The sequence below is a fragment of the Pseudoalteromonas sp. APM04 genome (assembly GCF_022809815.1).
GTDB classification, from domain to species: domain Bacteria; phylum Pseudomonadota; class Gammaproteobacteria; order Enterobacterales; family Alteromonadaceae; genus Pseudoalteromonas; species Pseudoalteromonas marina.
Window position 1 is genome coordinate 2,115,411 of sequence record NZ_CP094441.1, and the last position, 25,341, is coordinate 2,140,751.

The window sequence follows — 25,341 nt, forward strand, 5'->3', positions numbered from 1 at the left end:
TATGTAAAAAATAAGACACTTAATAAAGCTATTAAGTGTCTTTTTTTATTTAATTGCTAAACGTTATTTAAGCTCAGCAAGCATCTCGTCGCTATAAGGGACTAACTCTTCGCCGTTTGTTACTTTGCTAATGTAATCAGGGTTTGCAATTAGCGGGCGGCCAATCGCAATTAAATCAAACTTACCTTCATTAATTGCCTCTTTAGCTGACTCAAAGCTGTAGCTACCTACGCCTACCAGTGTTCCTTTGTATCCCGCACGTAAAAACGCTGAAGTTGTTTTGCCTTCAAGCGATTCGAATGTTGTGCTGTCATCAAAAATACCACCGTGCAGGTAAGCAAGGTTTCGTTTTTCAAGTTCAGGTAGTAAGTAGTCAAATACCGCTTTGTCGCGGTTATCTTCGCTCATATTAAAGTAGGCACCAGGTGTTACACGCAGTGCTGTACGCTCGTTACCTACTGCAGCAATAACTGCATCGGTAACCTCAAGCGCAAAGCGAGCCATGTTTTGCGGTGTTTGGCCGTACTCGTCTTCACGTACATTGGCTTCATAATGTAAAAATTGATCAATTAAGTAACCGTTTGCGCCATGAATTTCTACACCATCAAAACCGGCTTCAATTGCGTTTTCGGCGGCTTTGGCAAAATCTGCAATTAACGATTTAATATCGTCAGTTGTCGCGGCTTTTGGCGTGATGTAAGTAAGCTCGCGCATGCGGGGTACCGAACCTTCTACGCCAATTGCTGAAGGGGCAAGTACTTCACCATCAAAAAAATGAGGGTGCGCTACACGGCCAACATGCCAAAGTTGAGCAAACATTTTACCACCATTTGCATGCACAGCGTCGGTCACTTTTTTCCAACCTTGAATTTGCTCGCGTGTAAACAAACCAGGCGTAGTTGGGTAACCTTGCCCGTCTGGGCGAATAATTGTCGCTTCGCTAATAATAAGACCTGTGTCTGCGCGGCGAGCATAATACTCAACCATATCTTGCGTTGGCACTAAATTTTCGTCAGCCATACAACGTGTAAGCGGTGCCATTAATACACGATTTTTAAGTTCAATCGTGTCATTTAATCGATATGGTGTAAGTAAATCTGTGTTCATTTTATAAATCCTTGATTAAGTGTATGCATACTAAGTGCGGCCATTTAGGCAACATTCAAGATCAATTTTGAATGTTTGCTCAAAATATACTGACTAACCCATAAAACAGATCTAAATAACAAAAATAATTGTGAAGTTTTCAACACGGTGTCACATAACTCGATATACTTGTACGCTATAAATATAAATTGACCGCAACAAAAGTGAGCCCATCATGACACGCGCAAATGCAACCGAAGAACACGACGTAATTTTAGGCCTTGGAGCCAAAAAGCGTCTCGCTTTTATGTTTGAAACCGTGCAACAGTACAAGCAAGTATGGATTTTAAATGACGACGACGGCTGTGTAATGCTTACTAACGAAGATGACGATTGTGTGCCTGTATGGCCTACACGAGAATTTGCACAAGCATGGGCAACGGGCGACTGGGAAGGATGCACACCTAAAGCAATCCCTGCTAGTGACTGGTTCAGCCGATGGACACCTGGCCTTGAAGAAGACGACTTACTTATTGCCGTATTCCCGACAGAGGAAGACGACGGTACTATTTTATTTCCTGATGAATTTGAAAGACAACTAAAAGCACCAAAGAAAAAATACTAAGTAACTAGCATAACTTTATTTAGTTTATAAACGCGGCTTTACAATAGCCGCTTTTTTTATACCTGCTTTCTAAAATTTAAATATGCCTGAGTGATTGCCTTAGCATCTTCAACTTGCGGATAGTGCCCAAGCTCAGCAAAGCCTTGTGTGCGGGCATTAGGTATTATTTTTTCATACTGTTCGAGCATGTGTTTCCCTGATATTGGGTCTTGCTCACCTGCAATTAATGTAACCGGTATATCGCTATTAATAATTGCAGTAACCCAGCGCTGCTCGTTTTGCTTTCGCTGTGTAATGTAATTAATTAGCTTTGGCATAACACGTAAACCATTATTGTGATTTAAAAGCGCCCAAAGCGTATCTATAACTACAGGTGCGGGTGGCGTGTTTGCACCAAATATGGAGGTTAAATTTTTGGCAAACTTTTGCTTACTCATTAGCTTAGGGACTATCCAGCCCAGCTTTGAAAGTAACAACTTTTGTATAAATAACGGTTTATGTGCTTGAGGAAACAACCCGCCATTCAAAAAGCACACACTGTGTATATGTACTTCACTTTGATTAGCCACTTGCCTCGCTAGTAGCTCTTGGGCAACGGTATCGCCATAGTCGTGGGCAAGTATGTGTACATTACTTATATTTAAACGCTGTAAAAAATGTGTGTATAAATCAGCTTGCTCTGCAATTTTATAATCCGCTTTAAATGGCTTATCCGAAAGCCCAAATCCCAGCATATCAAGTGTCACTAAAAAGTAGTGTTTACTAAGTTCATCCCACATACCTTCCCAATCCCAGCTTGCACTTGGAAAACCGTGAATTAAAACAAGCGCGGGGTTATGTGTATTCCCTGCCGTTTTAGTAAAAATTTGATGCCCGTTTATATGTATAAATTGACCGCTTAATTGCCATTGTGAAAGTGTGTACATGTTATGAACCAAAACTTTTGTATTTAATTGTTGTAACACAATTCCCCATAAACTTCGAAAAATCACCAGCAAGCTTTAACGCATAGATTAAAAGAAAGCCTTTTTCATTACAAAAATACCTATAAATACGGTATTAACTGGGAACCCACGCTAAATAAAAGTATTAAGCAACATACTATTTAACAAAGAGTTTAGTTAATTATTAGCTTGTAACTTAACTATTAAATGCTATATTCAAAGCTCTTAGGTAATAATACAGTCTCAAAAATACCATACAAAAGGATTGCTAAATGGCTTTGCAAAGTAGAGCTAATAAAGGGGTGCTATTAAGTACTTTACTTCAGGTTGTAATCCTCACTACAGGTATTTTTTTAACCTATTTTCAACAAATTCAGCATCAACAAACCTTAAACTCAAAAGTAACAGCTGCTTTAAATAGTAAGTTAACCAGTTTATCCGTAGGCATAAATAACAGAATGGAGTTATATCAATACGGGTTATTTGGCCTTAAAGCGTTTATACAAGGTATTGGAATAGAAAATTTAGACTACACCGCAATTAAGAGTTATTCAAACGCAAGAGATTACGCCCAAGAGTTTCCTGGGGCTAACGGCGTTGGGTACATAAAAAAAGTAACACATAACGAACTTACCGCGTTTATAAATAAAGCAAAAAGCGAACGCCCCGATAGCCTATTTAATTATAAAACATTTTCTGAAAACAAAAATGATCACTTTGTGATCCAATATATTTTTCCTGAAAGTGGTAATAAACAAGCAATAGGGTTAGATATTGGCTCAGAAACTATTCGTAAACGTGCAGCATTAAGCGCAGTTTTTGCAGATAATGCGCAATTATCTGCACCTATTACGTTAGTCCAAGCAGATCAGAAAGCTCATCATGGTTTTTTGATTCTATTACCTATTTATAAGAGTAAGATCACTCCTACATCTAACGATGAACGCCTTGAAGCACTGCATGGCTGGGCATACTCCCCTTTGCTTATAGACAATATTTTAAACTCATTATTTGATATTGATGAAAACTACTTAACCATTAGCGATCTCAACGATGCAACTGATGTGGCCTTTTTTACATACGGCAATCCAGCAAATAACACTGAATTTAAAGTATCCACTGTGACTAAAGTGATTGGTCGTGAGTGGCAAATAACTTTGCATGGCTCTTACGCGTTTGTAGAAAACCTGCATTTGCCCTATCAGTATCAAGCACTCGTGAATGGTATTTTTTTAACACTCATTGCTATGTTAATTGTGCTTGCAATACAGTTACAATTTTTTCGAAAAGCCCAAAAAGAAAATTTAAGACGTGAAGCCGAACAAGCACATAAAAATATTCTTGAACAAGCCAATTTAAAACTAGAAACCGATGTAAAACTGCGAACTCAGCAAATAGCTGATATTAGTATGTTACAGCGTAGTATTTTAGACAGTGCTAGCTACTCTATTATAGCTACCGACATAAACGGTTTAATCACCGAGTTTAACCCTGCCGCTGAGAAGTTACTGGGCTACAAGGCATTTGATGTGGTGGGTAAAAAAACCTGTGGCATATTTCATTTAGAAACAGAGCTGATAAGCAAAGCAAAACAACTGAGTATTGAGCTCAATAAAAAAGTGAGCCCTGGATTTGAAACATTAATTGTAAAGGCAACCCCCACAGAACCCGATGTTAATCAATGGACCTATGTAGACTCTAAAGGTAGGCATATTCAAGTGAGCTTAAGTGTTACGTCGCTGTTGAATAACAGAGCCCAAGTTGCAGGTTTTTTAGGCATTGCGTTTGATTTAACGCAGCAAATAAAACACGAGCACGCGCTTGCTCATGCAAAAGAACTCGCAGAGCAAAGCTCTAAGACTAAATCTGAATTTTTAGCGAACATGAGCCATGAAATACGTACACCCATGAATGGTATTTTAGGTACTCTGCAGTTACTGCAAGAGCAACCGATGAATGATAAATCAACAGACTACTTAAAAAAAGCACTCTACTCTACTCGCTCATTAACCACTATTATTAACGATATACTGGATTTTTCTAAAATCGAAGCCGGTAAACTTTCTCTTGAGCAGAAGGTGTTTGAGCTGGACGAATTAATTCATCATTTAGAGTCTGATTTATTAGTACCTGCCCAAGAAAAGAATATTTATCTAAAATTTAAATCAACGATTCATCATAAATACTGGCGTGGTGATGCTGTAAGAATAAGGCAGGTGTTTTTAAACATAATATACAACGCAATTAAGTTTACACACAAAGGAGGTGTAACGGTTGAGTTTAAACTAACTGACGATGAACAAGTTTGCGCTATTGTTTCAGACACAGGTATTGGTATTCCAAAAAATGTTGTAAACAGGCTCTTTGAGCGATTTGAACAAGCAGAGTCTTCAACCACGCGTGAATATGGTGGAACAGGGCTTGGATTGCCAATTACGAAGTCGCTAATAAACCTTATGGACGGTGACATAAAAGTAACAAGCGAAGAAGGTGTTGGTAGCCAGTTTTATGTATACCTACCGTTAGAACAAGCTGACAAGATACCAAGCACTGATAATACTGAAAATTTAGATTTTCCCGATCTAAGTAATAAAGTTATTTTGATTGCTGAAGATAATAAAATTAACCAAATAATTGTGAGCTCTTTTCTTGAGCCTACAGGTGCTAAATTAGTCATTGCTAATAATGGCTATGAAGCAATAGATTTATACAAAAAGGTATCACCTCATATAATTTTAATGGACATACAAATGCCAAAAATGGATGGCTTTGAAGCGTGTAAAGCCATAAAAAGGATAGATGCATCACAAACAGTTATTGCACTTACAGCCAATGTACTCTCTGAACAAAAACAACTTTATGAACAGTTTTTTGATGGGTACGTATCAAAACCTATTGAAAAACAAAAACTAATAAACGCATTACATATTAAAAATAGCTAAAGCCGAAATACCTTAAAAACTGACATATTGGGTATTAAATGGTTATATAAATACTTATAAAGTATTTTTTACAAAAGCACATAAGCAAATTAAAGGGGGAGTATGCTTAGATTATTTAGTTTATATTTATGTATATTGTTGACCCTATTGTCTTTTAGTACATTAGCTCAATCGCTCAATGATGAACAAATTAAAAAAATTGGGCCAGCTATTTGGCAACAAGTTAATATAAAGTCACCTGTTTTGGGTGAACAAATAATCAGTGCATATCAAAATAAGCAAAGCCCTCTTGTTTCTTTATCTGAAATGCGTGGACCCGCTGTTGCTAAAATACCACTGTCGACTCTGAATGAAGAACGCTGGTTTGTATTACCCCAAGCAAACTACCTAGATGGTGGTTTTGCTTATTGGCAAGATACACAGGGAATTCGTTTAATTGCTGATTTTTCTCAGGGTAGTTTGTCGCAGTCAGCAATTATAATGCATGGACAAGCGTTTCAATTAAACCTAGAAACAAATTCTCAAGGCGTACTGTGGCTTTATTTAAATGCACGTCATTACGCCAAACCAGTGAGTGTAACCTTTTTAGATGAGCCTACATTTATATACCAGCAGTTTTTTATAAATTCACTCAGTATAATGTCCATCACCATTATGCTCACCCTTGCCTGCATGGCATTCATTCTTTATTTAAAAACAGGTCAAAACGTTGCGTTATATTGTTCAGGTTATATTGGCTTACACGGAATTGGTTGGGCGTTTGCGGCTGGGGTTTTTGGCGTGTTTTACAGCTTTAAAAGCATAAACTCGCATTATCTTGGTATGTATATTTTTTCGTTTGCGATATCTTCAGCCAGCGCCTTTGCCTATTACTTATTTAATTTTCATACGGTTGAAAAAACACGAATAAGCCAATTTTTAAAGTATTTTTCTTATGTCGCTTTTATTAGTGGCTTTATAAACCTAGTACTACCCTTTCATTGGGTATTTTATTTAGCGCACACTTTAGCAGCAATATGGGTGGTACTAACGTTAGTGCTCGGCTTTAAAATGTTGAGCTTAAACGATTTTAGAGCAAAGTACTTTTTAACCGGTAATATTGTTTACAGCCTATCACTTGTTGTCTTTATTTTATCTCACCTTAATTTATTCGTAACGGCTTCAGCTGAACTTTGGGTGCTTGTTGCCCTCGCTATTGATTGTATTTGTATATTACTTTCATTATCCGAATGGCTGAAAATAAAGCAAAACGATTATATTAATGCCCTTGAGCAATCCCGTATTGATCCACTTACAAAAGTAGGCAATCGTTTACTACTACAAGAAAAGCTAAATTCCATAGGCCATTATTATTTAATAGGATTTATTGACTGCGATGGTATGAAATCAATAAACGATCAACTAGGGCATGCCAGTGGCGACAAACTACTTATCAATGTCACTGAATTAATTAAAAAAGAACTGGCTAACCTAGGAGATGTGTATAGAACTGGAGGCGATGAGTTTATATGTTTGTGTTGTGCTTCGTCGTTAAACGAGCTAGAAAAATTGGCAGACAACACATCTAAAGCACTTAATAAAGCGCATATTCAACTAAAGCAAACGTGGCCGCAATCTGGTTTAAGCTTTGGCATTGCTAGCAGCAGTGAGTGCACAGATTATAAAGCATGTTTTACTTTAGCTGATGAAAGAATGTATGCGGCAAAATATGCTCGTAAAAATAATACACCTACTAACCACAATACCACTCAGCAGATTTAAAGCACAAAAAAGGACGCCCAAAGGCGTCCTGATATTGAATGATGGGGAAGAGGGATACATGGAGGAGCTACTTGGAACAGTACTGCCAACAGGGAATAACTAAAAGACGCAGGGCAATTTTTATCGCAACTTGTACCATATATTATCGATATTATGATGGACAACCCCAAAGCGCTTTGGGGAGATGCGTACTATCCGCTTATTGATGGGTATAGGTGCTTTAGGCATTATCTATGTTTTTTAAATACGATAATGCCTAAACTGCAGTAAACTTATAAATTAGTGCTTAAAGTAGCTAAATCAGTATTCACTTTTTGTAATACGTCATCGTACCCTTTTAATACCTCTTCTTTGTGAGTTAAATCCTGCTTGAGCTGCTCTACACTTGCTACTAGATCTTTGGTTAAGCTCGGAATAAAACTACTTTGCTCTTTAGCTAACTTCTCTACTATTTGATTTATGCACTGTTTTAGCTCAACACTAATATCTTGCAATAATAAAGCAACGACGCGGGCCTGTTCAGTACGTAACTGAGCTATGTCATCGCCTTCAACTTGCTCAGCACTAAATTGTTGCCTAATAGTATTAATATGCGCATCAAGATCTAAACTCACCGCAGGGATCGTAATACGTTCAACGGCATTGTTTAATGGCATTAAAACCATTTCGGGGTCAAAGTTGTCATCCGTAAAATCAAACATATCCTTAATAGATGCTTTTATATCCTGTTTAAACAACCCTAATTGAATTGCGTTTTCACTTACGTCATAAATCGCTTTGCTGGTATCGACCACAAATGACTCAAGCTTACTCACTGCTTCATGAACACTTGCATAGGTGTAATTAACTGTACGATAGTGGGTTGACGTTACTGTACGAGTTGAGCCCCACGATAATGGGTTGTACCACGATGAGTCACTTACTTCTCTTGATGTTGTATAACTTTCTTCCCGCGAGCCTGATTGCGACTGTACTTGTTTTACCTGTATTGCATCTTGGTTTATGTCTGTTAATAAGCGTGTTAAAGTTTTTGCAGCTTGAATGCTGTATTTTTCAAAAACACTATTAACTTTAACAGTACCAGACTCTATTCGCTTAACTGCTTCTTGTTGTTTTTTCGCTAAACTTTCAACATCACCTTCAAGTAAGTTTTTACGCTTATAAGTTACGTCATCTGCAATTTGCGCTAATTTTTGTTTAACCTCACGTTTTGAACCTATTAAAAGGTTATTAAAACGATCTGCCAATATTTGTTCTTTTTTCGCCTTAACAGTATCTAATTTACTTAGTACTTTTGTGAAGTTAGCCACTGCTGCAAACGTATTGGTATTAAACGTAAAGTCAGTAAACATGCCATTAAGAAGGTTCAACGTATGCAACTCTTCTTCATTTAATGACTGCTCTGGCTTTACGGCTAAATCGTAACAGCGAGATGAAATAAATATAGGCGGCAAAGCATTTTGTAAAGTGCTCATTAAATGGCTTTGATTATTATCATCTTCAGCACTGTGATGTGCTGAAAACTCATTACATACCTTATCTACATTACTTGTGGCCTGATTATTTAATTTTGTAGTAATGGCCGGTAACGCCTGTTGAATAGACGGGTACTTATGGTACTCATCCAATAAGGCCCCATCAAACAATGAGCCTATTAGTACAATATCTTCAATACCTTTATTGGGAATATTTTGCGCCAGCAAGCTCATATCTGATTGGTCTAAAAATTGGCCGCTATTGCTGAGTACAAAAACAACGTCACATTGACCTATAAACTCTTGTGTACGTCTACCACGGGAGATTATTGGGTCGTTCATTCCCGGTGTATCAACCACCTCAATATCGCGTAAAGAGTCAATATTTAAATGCAGCTCAGTGCTTTTTACTATTGGTGTAAATTCGCCGCTGGCTCCTACATAGTTGTTTAGTTTATCAACTAATTCATCATTATTATTTACTTGATCAAGCGATATGGTTGTATCTAAATACTGCGCAACGTTTAGCCCTGAACTTTTAACCATATTTAGAAGCTCAATACTGGCTTTTTCTTCATCAGATAAAACAGGCTTAACTGGCGGTGCAATAAAAACGCCCTGCTTTTGCGATATTGCCTTATTGGCTTGATATTCAAGCAATGCGTTTTCGTAACTTGCTTGTTTAGTGAATGCTTTATCCGCTAAGTTTTTAACTTTACCCCACTCATTTTTGCTATAAAACTCAACTAGGGCTTTTGGCTGCTGTGCATAGCAAATTTTAGTTAGCGCAGCCGTCATAGGTGTTGCAGCCTTTGGGAGCACGTCTTGCCCATTAAATAACAAACTATTTAAAAACGAAGACTTCCCCCGCTTTATTTGGCCGATTATACCAATACGCAGCAATCTATTTTCATTTTGTGTATGTAGTGCGTCATTTTTAAAATGACTAGCTAGCGCCTGTAACTCTGCCAATAAATTTTTATCTAGTGAGCTGCCTAATAACTCATAGCCTTTACTTATTTTTAATAAGCTTGATGAATGTTCTTCAATCATTTTTAATTCCTTTTATCGAAAAGATAAAACTTTACTTTATTGTTCTATGTAAATAATTCTATTTAACAAGCCTATATTGACCAGAAGCCAATACTGACCAAAGTGTTAAGTTATCTAAATATTTTCTGTTTGAAATCAGAATAGCTTTAACGCCACCTTTATTCCTATAAAACTTATTGTTAAAGCCTAGTACTATTTCGTCTTTCAAAACTTTTTTGCCTTTTAAAGGAAAACATACAGAATTAATTTGTTCCGTATTATTAGGCTTGCCCTTAGGGTGTAGCTGCTTGCCAATCGCTATCTTAGCTTTAAATAACTGATATAAAATTACATTTATATCTTGTGGTTCCCCGTTCAATAATGGTGAGAAGATAGTTTTGAAATAATCTAACTTAATCTCGTTTGGCACCATTAATTCAGAGTCAGAAATATAACTTTTTGATACTGAAAAAGTGTTATCTTCTGGGTCAAACTCCAAATGTAAATCAGAAAGTAAACCGTACAATTTTTCAGGTGAATTATAAGTGATAAAAACCTCACCAGAGCTAACTCGAAGCTCGCCCCTATCCATTTTCGATTGAAGAAACGGGACTAACAAGTCATGTGTAAAAATACTAGGGGCAAAATCAATTGTAACCTCTTTTTCTTTCGGTAAAGACTCTGCATTACAATAGTTTAAAGGTTCCCACTTTAACTGGCATGCACGAGTAACTTTATTGACGATAAGCTTAGTCAATCGCTTAGACCTTATTTTAGCGGTTTCTGCCATTAACGTTTCAAACTCAACTTCATGATAGACGAGTAAATGTTTAAAATGATCGGGGTTTAATAAGTGGCTGCTGAAATATAATGCGCTTTCTTGCCAGTTACGGTTTTTAATATGGCAAAATAAATCGAATATATCTTGTTGAGTGCCTTTTAGTATTTCGAGTTGTTGTGCTATTGCGTTCACTAAAGGCATTTCCTTCTCGTGCACTTGGTTATCACGTCGGGTCATCATGAGCGCATCAAATAAAAACAATTGCGCCAATGGTTTACGCCTATAGTATGCAACAAATGCTTGAATTGTTACTTTGTCTGGCGCTTTAGCAAAATCAATCACGTCATCTAAAACAGAGCTATCGAGTGAAAAAGAGTTTATTAAAATTTGTAAATACTCAACCTCGGTTTCATGAATGTCATTATCTGCATTCATCACTAAGGCTAGGCCTTGCAAATACAATAACTGCCCTTCAATCCCTTGTTGCGCTATTGGGTGGTTTTCAAAAGCACTCGGCTCTTTTGTCGCTTCCATGAAAGTGGCAAGCATGTCTAAATCAGTCACCTACTCGCTCCCTTATCTCATTAACCTGAATTGACCAGATGCTAGTACTTCCCATGGAGTTGAGTTAGTAACATAGTCACTACTATCTTTGGAAACTATACTAATTGATTTAATATTAGTGTAATATTTGTTGTCGTAGCCTAATACAATTTCATTTTTTACATATCCACTATTCTGTTTAGGAAAGCAAATAGGATTATCGTAATCACCATCTTTTTTACCTTCGACTATTTTAGCTGAATAGAGGATATCTAAAACCATATTAATAACTTGAGGATCATCAGACTCAATATCTTTTTCTGTAATTAGATGTTCAGATATCATAAAGCCAAAATCGCTCAGCAGCTCAGCGGTTACTTTGAACGCAGAGTCTTCAGTCAAATTTGGAGTGACAAAAAATGCGTCTGTTTCTTTATCATGGCTAAGTGTTAAATCAGTTAGTGAGCCATAGGCTAGCTCAACACCATCTTTAATTAATAAAACCTCATCGGCATTAATGCGTAGCTCTTTTCTATCAAGCTTTGATTGCAAAAATGGCAAAATCAGATCAAGAGTAACGATGTTTGTAATAAATGTCGTTGTTATTTCTGTCGCATCAGGCATACAGTTATTATTGCGATATACGAGTAGCTCCCACTCTAATGCATCAATATCAACCTTTTGTTTAATCACCTCAATTAACCTATTACTTCTGATCTCTGCGGTTTCTGCCATTAACGCATCGAACTCTATTTCATGATAGGCAAGTAGATGTTTAAAGTGATCTGGGTTTAATAAATGGCAGCTGAAATATAATGCGCTTTCTTGCCAGTTGCGGTTTTTAATATGGCAAAATAAATCAAATATATCTTGTTGGGTGCCTTTTAGTATTTCTAGCTGGTCGGCTATTTTGTCTACAACGGCCTTTTCTTTGTCTTCTACTTTGTCATCGCGGCGGGTCATCATTAGGGCATCGAACAAAAACAACTGCGCAACGGGGCGACGGCGAAAAGTACGAAAAAACGCTTGTACTGTGTCTTTATCTGGGGCTTTTGCAAACGTTACCATGTCGTCAAGTATTGACTCATCAAGGCTCATTGATTTTATAAGTATACGAATATATTCCTTTTCGGTGTCGTCAATATGACCGTCAGCATTCATGACTAGAGCTAAGCCATTTAAGTATAATAACTGCTCTTCCATGGTGAAATCAGCAGCTGGATGGCCTTCAAATGCATCAGCTTCTTTTGTTGCCTCGTTTATAACGTCTAAAATATCAAAATCCATCTTACTTCCTTTTTTATTAAGTAATTGTGTGTTGCTAATTCAAAATTATGCCGAAGCTATATCGACTGTAATGCTCGCTTTTTTATCGTTTACTATGTGAACTTTCACACGCTGGCCTTCGTTAAAATAATCACTCATTACGGCATCACCCAACTGGGCTTTTATTTTTTGTTTAGTAATAATGATGTCGAAATCGGTTGGTACTTTCTCTTCTATTTTAATGTGTACGCCTACCGCGCTTAACTTAATTATTCGCCCTTGCAAAGCAGTTATGTCAGCAATAGCCGATAACTGTTTGATACTGCCTTGCACGAGCGCTTCAAATACTAATGATTGTTGGGGTACATTATCGTTACCAAGTGAGCAAGTCGTATTAGTTGAACTCAATGTCACAGAGCTCGGCTGCATGGTTGTGTTTACATTGAGCAACTCGCATAACTGCGTAATTTGCTCTTGTAATTGTTGCTGAATTTTAAGGGCAACTTGCTTTTGTGTTGCTAAAGCATTTACCTGCGCTTTTGTTTTATTGCTTATATCGTCTAAATGTTGTTTGTTTTTGTCTGATATAGTTTCAGCAAAAATGAGCTCTTTAATCGTGCCACTTGTTAAGCTATGAATTTGACGAGTAGACTCATAAAAATTTATATAGCTCTTAAATATCTGTTCTGCTTGCCATAAAACAATCGAGCCATTTTTACCTTTACTCACAGTTTGTAATAAATCAGTTAGTACGGTTTGGGAACTTGAAAACTCTTTATTTAACTGGGCTGAGTACCCTATTACGTCTAAAAAATTAATTTCGGCTCGTTGTAAGTCTTGTTTTGCTGTATTAATAATTTGTTGTATTTGCGATTCTGGCTTTTTATCCGCTTTACTAATCACCACTAATACAGGCTGAGTTAGCTCTAAGCTTTTTAAAAATTCAATATCTTGCTGTGGCACAGTGCCATTTTGCTGATCGACCAACCAAATTAAATAGTCTGCACTGCGTAAATGCTCACGAGCAATGTTTTCGTCGGTATTGTTTTGTGTGTTAATTATATCGTCGGCTTTGCTGTAACCAGGGGTATCTAAAAACACGAGGTTAGGGTATTTAAAGTCTTCTCGCTCAACAGATATTAGCTGTAGTAAATGGCTAAAGGTTACGCCAAAACGCTCATTAAATGCATGGCATATAGCTTTTAATGCTTCTTCATCTATTGCTGTTTTTTTACGATAAAAATTAAGTGCACTTATTGCATTTTGCTCACCTAACGACAAATAAGTAGGTATAGATGTAGTGGGTGTTGTGTCTGTTGGCAGCAACGAGGGGCACCCTAATACGGAGTTTAAAAAGCGCGATTTACCTGCGCTAAATGAGCCACCCACTGCAACGGTATAGTATTTTTCAAGATGCGGAAAAGCAGCAATTTCATTTAGCTGTTTTTCAAGCAATAACAATTGAGCATAAGTATGAGCCCCTGTGGTGTTATCGTCTTGTTTAGCTAGCTGTAAAAAGTCATGTTCAATCGTGTGTTTAATTTCGGCTAATAAACGGGCAACAGATGTATTACTATCACCATTCGCAATTAATTGAGCACATAAACTTAAGCCCTTTTCACTTTCGTATAAGTATTGATTAACACCCTCTGGTTTTATGTTTTGAGATGAAGTTTGTGTTTGAGCTGATTGCTCATTTGCATTGCTATTTACACTATTACTTACACCACTATTTTCATTATTGCTTTTATCATGGTGGCCGTTCATTAAACTGTCAAAATCTAAATCATTACTCACTAGCTAGCTTCCTTTATAGCGTTGGTTTTTATTTGCGCGGTGTGATTAGTTTGCTGAATTTGAATTAAAGCGTTGTCGAACTTTAACTGCTGCTCGTTAAACGCGTCTTCGCTTTGCTGCAATTGTTGTTTAAGGTGCTCAATACTTTGCTTGAGGTCGTTTTGCTCTTGCTCAAATGAGCTTAAAACAGCTTGTTTGATTTTTGATACCGCCGAATTTAGCTGTTGTGTGCAATGCTCTACAGCCATATTAACGGCCTGCGGAATAACTTGCTCACGTACTTGTGATTCTATTTGTTGCTCGCGTTCTTCTGCATTATCTTTTCGGCCCAGTAAGCCACCTATAATACCAGAGACAATACCACCTAGAGGGCCTAAAATAACGGTTGCGACTCCGGCCGCTACCGCTGCATACGCTGTTGAAAAGGCTTCTTTTTGCTCTGCTGGTATATTAAGTGTAATTTTTACATCGCTATGTTGTTGCTCGCTAATAATATCGAGTTTTTTATCTAGCTTTTGTAATTCTTGCTTTACTAAGTTATCAACACCTTGTTGTAAAACGGGCCTTAGTAGGTCATTTATTTTTTGTGATACTTGATTCGATTTAGCCGCACTAACTAAAACTGATACGGATGAGCCCAGTACCTGTTGAGAGCGCTGAATTAACTGCTCTTTTCCTACGCTACATAGATTATATTCAAGATCTTTAAGTGATGCTTGAAGTTTATTTTCTACCGAGCTAAATGCACTGTGAGACTTGTTTATTTGTTCTTGAATTTGGGCTTCGCTTGACTGGCTAGACTTTTTAAGGCCATTTATGGCGCTGGTTATATGCCCGGCTAACTTAGCTAGTTGCTGTGAATAACGCTTACAAAGTAATGTATCAAACTGATTTAATGCAGTGTCGACTGCATTCTCAAAATCAATTATATTTTTGTTAGTACCTAAATTTTCGATATGGCCAATCGTTATACCGCTTTCTAATGCTTCGGTTAAATACGCTTGCAACTGACTCTTAACCGCTAACAATTTACTACTTGGCAGACGGTTAGATTTAGACACAATATGAGCAATGTCTTTTTCATAATTAAGATTGATTTCTTGCAGTTGATTAATGGCTGTTGCATCAAAGGCCTTTTCTGAGGGGATTAAATTTATAAAATAATCACCACGCTCCAAGTAACAAGCAATTGCCTTTGAGTGGCCAGTATTATTTGATGCAAAACCCGGCATATCCACCAGCACTAAATTAGGACGGTTCTTAAGCTTTTGATTATTAATAAAAACCTGAATATAAAAAATATTCTCGTCAATTGTTAGGCTTTGTAACTCACCTAATTCTTTTCGCTCACTCAATTTATTATCAATATAATTAATTATAATGTGCTCGTCTTCGCTATAACTTAGCTCTGTGGCAACCGCTGTTTCAGGGTTTATGTCGCAGTTTAGGTAGTCTTGCCCTAAGTAATTATTAAGTAGTGAACTTTTACCTGCCGAAAATTGGCCAATCACAGGGATGATAACTTTAAATTGTTCAATTTTATTTTGTAAAAAAGCAAGATCATCACGGATATTTTTATTAATTAAAATATCATCGTTAATTTTTTTATACGTAGTAACTTGAGCCAACAATTGAGCTTGCATGGTTGTATGCTCATTAGCTGACAGTAAGCTCAAATTTCCCGTATTTGAGTAAGCCGGCAGTCTTTTATCGTTACATTTTAGGCTATGTAATAGCTCTAACCCTACCTCATAACCACTTAATTCATTATTGAGCGCTAAACCGAGTTGTTGCTCAATCGTTTGATTTATTTCTTCAGCGGTTGCGTCGTTTTGCGCATCACTTGCTATTTGCAGCCCTTTTAATAAAGGATGAAACTGCTGATGTTTAGGCGGAACAGGTAAAATGGCGTTTGCTTGTATATTATTTAAAAATAACTTAGCGGAGTTAGGACTAAATAAGCTACATGGTGTTAATAATGCTTGATGCAAGCCAATATCATGCAATAAATTTGTGAAGGAACTGAGTTCACTATTAGACCATTCGCGCCCTAAATCATTATAAAAACCCAAGGTTACTCTAATTAATAATTCACTTGGTTGCAGTGTATTTAAACTGATGCATTTTGATTTTGTATTGTTATACCAATTATTTACTAATTGACTTCGTTCTAGGTTATCAATTCTATTTTCAAGTTGGTTGAATCTAATATCGCATTGATGAGCTAATGCTTCTATTCCTTGCTTCATTAATGCAACTGATTGAAAAACATTTTGTTCTAGTTTTTTAACGCTGCCATATAACACATTAACATGAGTCATCAGGTAGTTTGTTTTGTTAGCAAGGGAAACCATCGCTTCCATTGTTAGTACTTGTTTATGGTTGAGCTTTTGAATGAGTAATTGGCTAGAATATATAGCTCGATTTAAATCATAGTTAACACCCGCTTGTAACTTAGCATTGCTCCCCGAGACCGAGCCGAGAACCCGACTCACATGGCTTTGCTCTAACTGAGCGTTTATACGCCCCTCAGTAGAGGCAAGTGTTGTAATTGTATTAAAGGCATGCTCAAGTAATTCGTTAGAGTTATCAGCAAATTCGTCTATCAAACTATCAACATTTTGATTTGCTATCTCTCGCTCTTGCTGATTTAACGTATCGGCAAGTTCGCTTAATACATCATCTAATGAATGAGGAGATGTAAGCTGCTTTGAATCTAAAGCTCTTCCATCACGCAACTGTTGGTTTACTAATATCTGATCGTTGAATTGTGTATTTGAAGCTGCAAACTCAAAAGCGGCCTGCATAAAACACGCTTCATCATCCATAAAGGGTTTAAACTGCTTAAGAATTTTAGCCGTGTCGCTGTAGCCTAACTCAATAAGATTAGCTGCATTTTCTTTTGTAAAATTAAGTGGTTCTATTAAGCCTGCGAAAGCTTGTGACGGAACAATGTTCCAAAAATTAACCCCAGGGTATTGTTTACTTGCAGTAACAGTATCAGCTTGGCGGTCCAAGTAAATATTAATAATATGAGTGCAATTATGCTGCTCTATAAGTGGTTTGTAAGGTGTGTTGTCGCTATATGAAGGTAATACGCCGCCATCAACATAATTTGTGCCGTCTATTTCAACTGCTTTAAAAACAGCCGGTATTGCAGAGGTTGCCAATAGCCATTTTTGTTTGTCTTCAGCGCTTAGTGTATTTAATTGCGGATAAACTAGCTCGCCATTTTTAGCAGTTAATGCACATAAATGCAGCGATAAATTATTATCAATAGAATTGCAAACATTGCTTTGGTAAATAAGGTCAGCAAGTCCATCTTGCGAAAAAGCTCCTGCACCCCCTAATAAAGAACTCAAGGTCATCAATGCTTTAGGTGCAACACCCGGTAAATAAGCCCCGACGGCAAACTTAGAAACAGCTATAGCAATATCTTCTGCTTTAAGTGTTAATACCTTGCTTGGTGCAATATCAAGCCATAACTGCTCAGCAGAGCTATAATCACCAGCTGTAAATAATGCAGCATTTAAACCACCAACAGAAGTACCCGCAACTGCTTCAACGTTGAATCGCCCCGTGTTTGCCAGAGACTCAATAACTTGAGAAACTGGAACTATGAAAAAATCAAATCGCTATACATCAGAATTTCGTGAACGTGCAATTAGGCTTGTTACCACACAACAGCATGAATACCCTTCTCTTTGGGCTGCGCTAGTATCGATTTCAGATAAACTGGGATGTACCCCAGAAACACTTAGAGCATGGGTCAAGAAATCTCAAGCTCAACCGTCTAAACCCTCTTCTAATACGCAATCAACTGAAGAACGCCTTGCCGTCTTAGAGCGCGAGAATAAAGAGCTCAAGCGAACGAATGATATCCTGAGGCAAGCTGCCGCTTTTTTCGCCCAAGCGGAGCTCGACCGCAAACAGAAGTAATAGTGGATTTTATTGATGCTTGCAGAGAGCATTACGGTGTCGAGTCAATTTGCAAGGAATTGCCGATTGCACCATCAACGTATTATTCTCATAAACAGATACAAAGAGAGCCTGAGCGACTGTCTAACCGCAAAAAGCGTGATGCTGAGCTGATAATACTCATTCGCGAAGTGTGGGAGGATAATATGTCAGTTTATGGTGCAAGAAAAATATGGAAGCAGCTACAGCTTGACGACCATCAAGTCGCCCGCTGTACAGTCGAACGATTGATGCGAGTTATGGGAATTCAAGGTGTTCGTCGGGGTAAAGCACATAAGACAACGATACCTGACGAGCAACAAGATAAGCCACTTGATTTAGTTAATCGTCAATTTACTGCTGAGCAGCCAAATCAACTTTGGGTAGCTGACATCACCTATGTTGCCACATGGAGTGGGTTTGTTTATGTCGCTTTCGTGATAGATGTTTTTTCACGATACATTGTAGGTTGGCGTGTATCAACGACAATGCACACAGAGCTTATTCTTGATGCGTTAGAGCAAGCTATTTGGCATCGTGGCAACCCCGAAGGGTTAATTCACCACAGCGACAGAGGCAGCCAATATTTGTCTATACGATACACTGAGCGACTTGCTGAAGCTGGAATTCAAGCGTCTGTAGGCAGTGTGGGTGACTCTTATGACAATGCATTGGCTGAAACAATAAATGGATTATTTAAAACAGAGATTATTCGCAGAAATGGCCCGTGGAAGAATGTTGATGCTGTTGAATACGCAACGTTAGAGTGGGTCAATTGGTTTAATAATCAACGCTTATTATCTTCAATTGGGTATATTTCACCAGCTCAATATGAAACAGACTACTATGATAATTTAAACGAGTCAGGTAAAGTGGCCTGACTTAAACAAACTGGTCTCCGATGAACTCGGGGCGATTCAGTTAGACAGTCGCTCAGGCTCTCTTTGTATCTGTTTATGAGAATAATACGTTGATGGTGCAATCGGCAATTCCTTGCAAATTGACTCGACACCGTAATGCTCTCTGCAAGCATCAATAAAATCCACTATTACTTCTGTTTGCGGTCGAGCTCCGCTTGGGCGAAAAAAGCGGCAGCTTGCCTCAGGATATCATTCGTTCGCTTGAGCTCTTTATTCTCGCGCTCTAAGACGGCAAGGCGTTCTTCAGTTGATTGCGTATTAGAAGAGGGTTTAGACGGTTGAGCTTGAGATTTCTTGACCCATGCTCTAAGTGTTTCTGGGGTACATCCCAGTTTATCTGAAATCGATACTAGCGCAGCCCAAAGAGAAGGGTATTCATGCTGTTGTGTGGTAACAAGCCTAATTGCACGTTCACGAAATTCTGATGTATAGCGATTTGATTTTTTCATAGTTCCAGTTTCTCAAGTTATTGAGTCTCTGGCAAACACGGGGCGATTCAATACCAAATTCATTTAGTGCCTTCCAAACGCCTATTTCGTATGCGCCTTTACCACCACCGCCAGAAAAAACCAAACCTAATTTAGCCATAAATATCCTTATCAATTAATAATTAACCTTTAAAAGTTAACAACTTAAACTCCTTTACCTAAGCTAATAAACCATTTAAAGCATTTCATTTCAAGGTGTTTTTAGTTACACCTGTTAATAGCTGAGCACAGTTCGCATGAACACGGGTACTTAAATTACATTCAAGTAATATAACAATACTTACGAGAAATAAGTTTTTACAAGCTTGTGATTTTGCTAATACACTTTTTAGTTTGATCTATGGCTTAAGATTATCCTTAAGCGCGCTAATTAATCGTTTTGCTTTATCGCTTTCGATTGAACAACTCGTTGTGTACGGATGGTGAATATTAAATTGGTTTTTAGTATCTGCTGGAGTAATTGAACCACTAAAATAGTCGTCAGTTGTGCACTGCCAATTAACATTTAACCTGTGCAAGTGATACTCAGATACAGGATCATTCGCAATTGGCTGCTTTAACAACTTATAACTCAACGAGGGGGATTCTTGAATTTCAGCAACACCAATAGCACCATAGCCATTAGCATACGCTATTAATATATCCCCAGGTATAAAGCTATTAAGTAACCTATTTCCTTTGTCGTCCTTATTGCCATCAAACCCAGCGGAAACAATAGACTTCTCTTTCAAGCAAGCCCAGTTTTTGGGCTCAGTAGTGCCAATATTGTACCAAAAATACTTAGGCTCACGCTCCATTGGACTAAACTCTAGTGGAAAAGTAGATTCTGGAGAACGGTCAAATACAACCGAAAAATCAATATATTGTGTTCCATCACTATGCTTAGAAACACTATATTGAACACACTTAAAACCAACTCCTTTATCTGAAAGCCATTCCCCCATCGAAAACAACGTACGATCAAATTTATTCGCAATTAAAATGATACGATTTTTACTGTTTATTTTTTCTCTGTCAATTTCTGCTGAATCTATAAAAGATTCTACAGACTCAACATATGATTCATTAACTAACTTTTTATTTTTTATAAATTTTTCGCCTTTAAAGCGAGCTATATGAGCAAGGTATTGCAATGCTTGAGTATCGACTCCCAAACGGCCTAAATCTTTCTTAAGTTCAATAACAACACCACACCCATTTTTATCGAGTGCTAAAACATCTGCTTTTTTTCGATTGGCAACCTGAATTTGGTTTTTCAGTAGAATAAGCTCTTCTCCAAAAATACCTTCATTCAGTAATTGAGTTGTACCGTTATTATTATCATTTCTTTGATTTTCCATTATAAGTTGCTCAAGTTGAAGCTCCCCCATACTTTGCGAGTTCACAGCTTCTAACACTTGCTTATTATCTTTTGAAATTATTTTGAATAACATATTTCGTCCTAATTCTATTCATGAAACTTTAGGTACATAGACTTTTTTATGAAAATTTTACTTAACTTTTGTAATTAATCATATAAAACTCAAAGCTCTGTTGGTGCTCGTTTAAATCGGTGCAAACACCCGCTGATACATATAAGCACCTGTTACTCACTAAAAGTTTATCGAACTCTGATATGTATTGAGAGTAGCTATCGAAAAGGTTTACTTCTGTGGCTAGCTTTATATGTCCAAATAATGACGTTGGTTTACGTTCACTCGATTTCACAAATTCAGTTAATGCTTGTTGAGTTGTAAAAAATTTAAAGCCGTTTCTACACTCATTTAAAAAAGCTAATAAGTCAGCAAAATCGAGCTCAACAAATGTAGACTCTTCCATTATTTTTATAAAGCTAGTGATCAACTCATCTGAGTAAACATCACCAAAATTATTTTTGATTTAGTCTATGATTTCGTTCTTTATCTCAGCTGAAAATGGTTGGTAATCTTTCAAAGTAAAATCCCTTTTATTGATAAGTTTAAAGTATTAACCAGCTCTTATTTTTTATGGTAATCACTAAAATTAATGATATTACTGGTATCAAGTATTTCGTTTGATGAGCTATCATCCAACTGACGTGCAGCGATAAGCGATTGGCAATAATGTAATAAACGCTCTATGGGTATAAACTTTTCTTTGCGGCCAGTTGTTTTATTAGTAATACGTTTAGGTTGGGTGTTTAAGTAAATAGCTAACTCAATGGCAAGGTCTTTAGGTAAATCATAAAGCCCCTCTTCTTGTAGTGTTTGAGTAACCCAAAGTGCGGCATCGCTAATATGCCCGCTTATACTTAAATCGGTATTTTTAACCCAGTGCGGCATAAACTCTATTTTAGATAGCTCACTTAACAGCACCGCAATATCGCTGCGTGGTATTAACTGATACACCTCAAGCGTTTCAGCCATTATTAATTGCCATTCGTACTGCAAACGTTGGGTTAACTCTTTTTGCGACAGCTTTAAACTAACCGGTATAAAAAACGTAAAGCGGCTATTAGCCTCACAAACTATGATTGTTTTTTCACGAGATTTATATCTATTATCAATAATCTGTAATTGCCAGTTAAAACAATGACTATCGCTAATGAGGGTATTTACCCCCGCTTGTTTATCTGGTTCATTAGGCAAACGAGGTAAATCAGCTTTTAGGTATTTATTAAGTGCGTTTGAGGCGCTTAGCTGGAGTTTCATAGATTTAACCTCATAACCCCATTGACGACATTAGTTCATGCTCACTCACCACTTCAGGGGTTACTACTGCATCTCTTAGCATTGTTTTCTTTGCAAGTAGCTTGTCTAAGTTCACATCAAACGAATCATACTCAGGATGTAAAAGGCAGGGTAAGTGAATAAACACAGGCTTTTTTTGACCTATGCGATAAACTCGGTCTGTAGCTTGTGCCTCTTTTGCTGGATTCCAATGGCGCTCTAAATGGACTACGTGATTCGCACCAATAACTGTTAAGCCAACACCTGCCGCTACAGGCGACATAATGATAATATTAAAGCCTTCTTTTGCTTCAAAGTCGGTGATCATCCCTTTACGAGAGAGCTGATCCTTTTTAGTTGCCATCGCTTTACTATCACCATTAATAACATGGATGTTTAGCTCATAAATTTTATCTAGGCATATTTTAAGAACAGCTTGAAGTTTTTTGGTTGTTGCAAAAATTATTACCTTCTCTTTTTTGTTTTTTATATCTGACAATATATCTAACAACATGCGCAACTTTTCAGACTCTTGTAAATTACGCTGAGCATCTTTTGCATTACTCGGCGGCTGTTTAAAAACCTCATCAAGCCTTGGATGTAAGCTAACAGCCCTTAATTGCTGTAACACAGTTAAAGCATGGCCGCCGCCCTGCTCTTTCGCTTTTTCAGCTCTATAATCTTCAACAATTTGGTTGTAGCCAAGTAATTGTCCGCCGGTCATATTACGAGCGAGTTCAGGTGCAAATGCCATATTGTCGGCTAAATCTTTATGAATGCCTGTTTTTATTGTTTTAGTCGGCATTCCGGTTAGTTCGTCTTCCTTGGTTCGACGTAACATAAACTGGCCTGCAGCATTACGTAAGTCGTTGCCAACGTCTAACCGTACCTCTGCTTTTTCTTCTTCATTAGCACTGCTTATTGGCTTGATCCAGCGTTCTCTAAAATAGCCCCAATCGCCTAATAACCCTGGTTGTGCTGTATCCATTAAGCACCAAAACTCACTTAAGCTATTTTCAACAGGGGTGCCTGTTGCCAATAACTTAAAATCAGCTTTTAAGCCTTTAGCTGCCCGAGTGGCTTGGGTATTCGGGTTTTTAATATTCTGAGCTTCATCAAATACCACCACCCCCCAATCAATTACGCATAGTGAAAACTGATAGTCTCGAAGTGTTTGGTAGGTAGTAATAACAACACGTCTATCCATGTCTAAGCGCTTTGTAGCTGCATCAGCTCCAACATGTAAAGCGTAACGAATAGATTCGTGATCTGCATGAGAGTCATCGATAACTGTGGCCAGCTGCATAGACTCTCTTTCAGCTCCTTTAACTCTAAACTCTTTTAAATCTCTTGCTGACTGTAATACCTTAATGTCCCTAAATGGCGACTCATTAAAAGTAGCATCAACCTCTTGTTCCCAGTTTTCTAATAAGCTAAGCGGTGCAACTATTAATATAGGCTTTTCTGATTTATTATTTTGCCTTTGGATTGCCAAGTACTCAGCCATCATTACCAGCGTCATATAGGTTTTACCTAGCCCCATATCATCCGCTAACAAAGCCCCCTGTACTCGATACATATCTTCATAATTATCCAACTGCGCTGACTTAAGTAACGACAGCATCCAACTAATGCCTGATTCTTGATGAGGAAAAGGTGTTCTTGCTAAATTAGTTCTGTCAAAGGTAATACTTTTATTAAGCTGCGAAACTTTATTAACGATATCTTTATTATGCTCTTCGGTGTCTTTAAGCAATAAAGAAACTTGTTCTTTTTTAACCGGCAAATCATCAGTATCAGATATATCCGTTTCATTGGATGGATTTGCTAAATTCTCTCTTACCTCTGCAAGTGTTTCAGTTACGCGCTGCTCATCGCGTATATCAATTGACTCATCATCAACAAAGACACTATCAGCATTTTGCCCTTTAGCTTGCTGGTAGCTTTGCTCAAACGATACAACGTCTTCCTCGCATTCAAGCAACTTTACCAATCGCTCTGGTGGTTCACTATCTGTGTTAGTCGAAAACCAGCCATTACTTCCGTCACTGTCTTGACCAAAAGGAATGTGTACCATTTTGCCAATACCAGCAACTCTGAGAGAAAATCCAAGATCGAGGTTTAAAATAGATGCATCTAAAAAAGCTGAAGGGGTTTTAATAAATTCTGCCACTTTGTGTGCAGGAATGGTTCTATTTTGCAGTACTTCTTTAACAGCTTGTTTTTTATCGTCAGTAAGTAAAACAATGCGGTCTTTTATTCGCATTACTTGCCCGTCGCCCTGTAACTGAGCTAAGCGATTTTGTAAGTCTTCAGATGATGATCCATCACCAAAGCTTGGGCTAAGCTCTAGGCTACCATCAACCTGTTGATTTGCTGTTACTGTAATTTGTTCTGGTTGTACTAAATCAAATTTATCAAAATGTTTTAAATCTAGTTTTAACCCATCTTTAACTGCCTGCTGTAACTTAGCAACTGCCAACACATTATTTAGCTCAGTGCGGTCATCGGGCGTAAGCGACGAATGTTTTTCTACGGCTAAAACAGCATTAAGCTGCTCTGGCGTCATTAAATATTGTATTTGCTCACTAAAAAAAAGTACGGGGCCTTTTCTTTTTACTGGGTATTTTTGCTGCTCAAATTTTGCAAATAACTGCAGCGTAAAGCTACTTTTAGTTGTTCTACCTTGAATATCAACGTCAAAGTCGTTGTTAAAAAAAGGCGGTAACCCTAAAACGTCTGCATCTTCGGGGTCTAATAAACATGCTTGCTCACTGTCTAATCTAAAGCCATTAGGTATAGGCTGTGCAATATCTCGCTCTTGTAGCATTTTAAGTACAACATGCTGAATAAGCTGGCTACCTCCGCCCTCACCATTATTTAAGCAATGGAATGAGGCTTCATCAGTGGCAAAATTAACGCCATACGAGTCATACACTAAGGAGTATCGTTCAGCTGCTAAATGACTATTTTTATTTTTAGGCAAAAGCCCTTTTATCAAACTAACAAGTGACATGTATTTTTAAATCCCCTTTTA

Annotated in this window: 17 protein-coding genes and 2 other annotated features; of the genes, 4 read left to right on the forward strand and 13 right to left on the reverse strand. The window is 37.6% G+C overall.

Annotation, left to right across the window (positions count from 1 at the left end; genetic code table 11):
• Positions 1-63: 63 nt before the first annotated feature.
• Complete coding sequence (locus tag MTP24_RS09795; protein ID WP_243530945.1) at positions 64-1,107, reverse strand: alkene reductase; 1,044 nt, start codon at positions 1,105-1,107, stop codon at positions 64-66.
• Positions 1,108-1,321: 214 nt separating this feature from the next.
• Between MTP24_RS09795 and MTP24_RS09800 the strand changes: the two genes are divergently transcribed.
• Positions 1,322-1,711, forward strand: coding sequence for a DUF2750 domain-containing protein (locus MTP24_RS09800; protein WP_243530948.1), 390 nt, complete (start codon positions 1,322-1,324; stop codon positions 1,709-1,711).
• A gap of 56 nt (positions 1,712-1,767) precedes the next feature.
• On the opposite strand, the gene MTP24_RS09805 is transcribed toward MTP24_RS09800, so the two are convergent.
• Entirely contained in the window at positions 1,768-2,637 is an 870-nt protein-coding gene (locus tag MTP24_RS09805) for an alpha/beta hydrolase (RefSeq protein ID WP_243530950.1), read from the reverse strand.
• A gap of 290 nt (positions 2,638-2,927) precedes the next feature.
• Between MTP24_RS09805 and MTP24_RS09810 the strand changes: the two genes are divergently transcribed.
• Entirely contained in the window at positions 2,928-5,597 is a 2,670-nt protein-coding gene (locus MTP24_RS09810) for a CHASE domain-containing protein (protein WP_243530952.1), read from the forward strand.
• A gap of 102 nt (positions 5,598-5,699) precedes the next feature.
• Entirely contained in the window at positions 5,700-7,358 is a 1,659-nt protein-coding gene (locus MTP24_RS09815) for a diguanylate cyclase (protein WP_243530954.1), read from the forward strand.
• A gap of 272 nt (positions 7,359-7,630) precedes the next feature.
• On the opposite strand, the gene MTP24_RS09820 is transcribed toward MTP24_RS09815, so the two are convergent.
• Genes MTP24_RS09820 through MTP24_RS09840 form a run of 5 tightly spaced genes read right to left on the reverse strand, consistent with a single transcriptional unit; the run spans position 7,631 to position 17,872 of the window.
• Positions 7,631-9,886 carry a dynamin family protein gene (locus MTP24_RS09820; protein WP_243530956.1) on the reverse strand — a complete coding sequence of 752 codons (2,256 nt, stop codon included), beginning with the start codon at positions 9,884-9,886 and terminating at the stop codon, positions 7,631-7,633.
• A 58-nt stretch (positions 9,887-9,944) separates the two neighbouring features.
• Positions 9,945-11,210, reverse strand: a complete 1,266-nt coding sequence (locus tag MTP24_RS09825) for a hypothetical protein (protein ID WP_243530958.1) — start codon at positions 11,208-11,210, stop codon at positions 9,945-9,947.
• A gap of 12 nt (positions 11,211-11,222) precedes the next feature.
• On the reverse strand, positions 11,223-12,476 hold the full coding sequence (locus MTP24_RS09830; RefSeq protein ID WP_243530960.1) for a TerB family tellurite resistance protein: 1,254 nt from the start codon (positions 12,474-12,476) through the stop codon (positions 11,223-11,225).
• Positions 12,477-12,521: 45 nt separating this feature from the next.
• Complete coding sequence (locus tag MTP24_RS09835) at positions 12,522-14,252, reverse strand: dynamin family protein (RefSeq protein ID WP_243530963.1); 1,731 nt, start codon at positions 14,250-14,252, stop codon at positions 12,522-12,524.
• A complete protein-coding gene (locus MTP24_RS09840) occupies positions 14,252-17,872 on the reverse strand; it encodes a dynamin family protein (protein ID WP_347814589.1) in 3,621 nt (1,206 codons plus the stop codon). The genes MTP24_RS09835 and MTP24_RS09840 overlap by 1 nt, the downstream gene beginning before the upstream one ends.
• On the opposite strand from MTP24_RS09840, the gene MTP24_RS09845 reads away from it, so the two are divergent.
• Positions 17,871-19,090 (forward strand): IS3 family transposase gene (locus tag MTP24_RS09845; protein ID WP_223230517.1). Its coding sequence is split into 2 segments (ribosomal slippage): positions 17,871-18,159 and positions 18,159-19,090, totalling 1,221 coding nucleotides; the frame shifts between segments, so codons are not numbered across the junction. The two genes, MTP24_RS09840 and MTP24_RS09845, sit on opposite strands and share 2 nt — an antisense overlap.
• Positions 18,149-18,265, forward strand: a sequence feature (AL1L pseudoknot). It overlaps the preceding gene by 117 nt.
• Positions 19,091-19,183: 93 nt before the next feature.
• Positions 19,184-19,300, reverse strand: a sequence feature (AL1L pseudoknot).
• On the opposite strand, the gene MTP24_RS09850 is transcribed toward MTP24_RS09845, so the two are convergent.
• From MTP24_RS09850 to MTP24_RS09875, 6 genes are all read right to left on the reverse strand, one after another.
• Positions 19,258-19,578: a transposase gene (locus MTP24_RS09850; protein ID WP_008130909.1), complete on the reverse strand. Its 321-nt coding sequence runs from the start codon at positions 19,576-19,578 to the stop codon at positions 19,258-19,260. It overlaps the preceding feature by 43 nt.
• Positions 19,541-19,717: a patatin-like phospholipase family protein gene (locus tag MTP24_RS09855; RefSeq protein ID WP_243530965.1), complete on the reverse strand. Its 177-nt coding sequence runs from the start codon at positions 19,715-19,717 to the stop codon at positions 19,541-19,543. Before MTP24_RS09855 ends, MTP24_RS09850 begins: the two co-directional genes overlap by 38 nt.
• A gap of 238 nt (positions 19,718-19,955) precedes the next feature.
• Complete coding sequence (locus MTP24_RS09860; RefSeq protein WP_243530967.1) at positions 19,956-21,050, reverse strand: hypothetical protein; 1,095 nt, start codon at positions 21,048-21,050, stop codon at positions 19,956-19,958.
• Positions 21,051-21,111: 61 nt separating this feature from the next.
• Entirely contained in the window at positions 21,112-21,435 is a 324-nt protein-coding gene (locus MTP24_RS09865; protein WP_243530969.1) for a hypothetical protein, read from the reverse strand.
• A gap of 158 nt (positions 21,436-21,593) precedes the next feature.
• Positions 21,594-22,286, reverse strand: a complete 693-nt coding sequence (locus MTP24_RS09870; protein ID WP_243530970.1) for an amino acid adenylation — start codon at positions 22,284-22,286, stop codon at positions 21,594-21,596.
• A 10-nt stretch (positions 22,287-22,296) separates the two neighbouring features.
• Positions 22,297-25,320, reverse strand: coding sequence for a DEAD/DEAH box helicase (locus MTP24_RS09875; protein WP_243530973.1), 3,024 nt, complete (start codon positions 25,318-25,320; stop codon positions 22,297-22,299).
• Between the last annotated feature and the right edge of the window lie 21 nt (positions 25,321-25,341).

Excerpts from the sequence above, each read along its gene's own strand:
- MTP24_RS09795 (WP_243530945.1), bottom strand. The coding sequence starts at position 1,107 with ATGAACACAGATTTACTTACACCATATCGATTAAATGACACGATTGAA.
- MTP24_RS09800 (WP_243530948.1), top strand. The coding sequence starts at position 1,322 with ATGACACGCGCAAATGCAACCGAAGAACACGACGTAATTTTAGGCCTT.
- MTP24_RS09805 (WP_243530950.1), bottom strand. The coding sequence starts at position 2,637 with ATGTACACACTTTCACAATGGCAATTAAGCGGTCAATTTATACATATA.
- MTP24_RS09810 (WP_243530952.1), top strand. The coding sequence starts at position 2,928 with ATGGCTTTGCAAAGTAGAGCTAATAAAGGGGTGCTATTAAGTACTTTA.
- MTP24_RS09815 (WP_243530954.1), top strand. The coding sequence starts at position 5,700 with ATGCTTAGATTATTTAGTTTATATTTATGTATATTGTTGACCCTATTG.
- MTP24_RS09820 (WP_243530956.1), bottom strand. The coding sequence starts at position 9,886 with ATGATTGAAGAACATTCATCAAGCTTATTAAAAATAAGTAAAGGCTAT.
- MTP24_RS09830 (WP_243530960.1), bottom strand. The coding sequence starts at position 12,476 with ATGGATTTTGATATTTTAGACGTTATAAACGAGGCAACAAAAGAAGCT.
- MTP24_RS09850 (WP_008130909.1), bottom strand. The coding sequence starts at position 19,578 with ATGAAAAAATCAAATCGCTATACATCAGAATTTCGTGAACGTGCAATT.
- MTP24_RS09855 (WP_243530965.1), bottom strand. The coding sequence starts at position 19,717 with ATGGCTAAATTAGGTTTGGTTTTTTCTGGCGGTGGTGGTAAAGGCGCA.
- MTP24_RS09860 (WP_243530967.1), bottom strand. The coding sequence starts at position 21,050 with ATGTTATTCAAAATAATTTCAAAAGATAATAAGCAAGTGTTAGAAGCT.
- MTP24_RS09865 (WP_243530969.1), bottom strand. The coding sequence starts at position 21,435 with ATGGAAGAGTCTACATTTGTTGAGCTCGATTTTGCTGACTTATTAGCT.
- MTP24_RS09870 (WP_243530970.1), bottom strand. The coding sequence starts at position 22,286 with ATGAAACTCCAGCTAAGCGCCTCAAACGCACTTAATAAATACCTAAAA.
- MTP24_RS09875 (WP_243530973.1), bottom strand. The coding sequence starts at position 25,320 with ATGTCACTTGTTAGTTTGATAAAAGGGCTTTTGCCTAAAAATAAAAAT.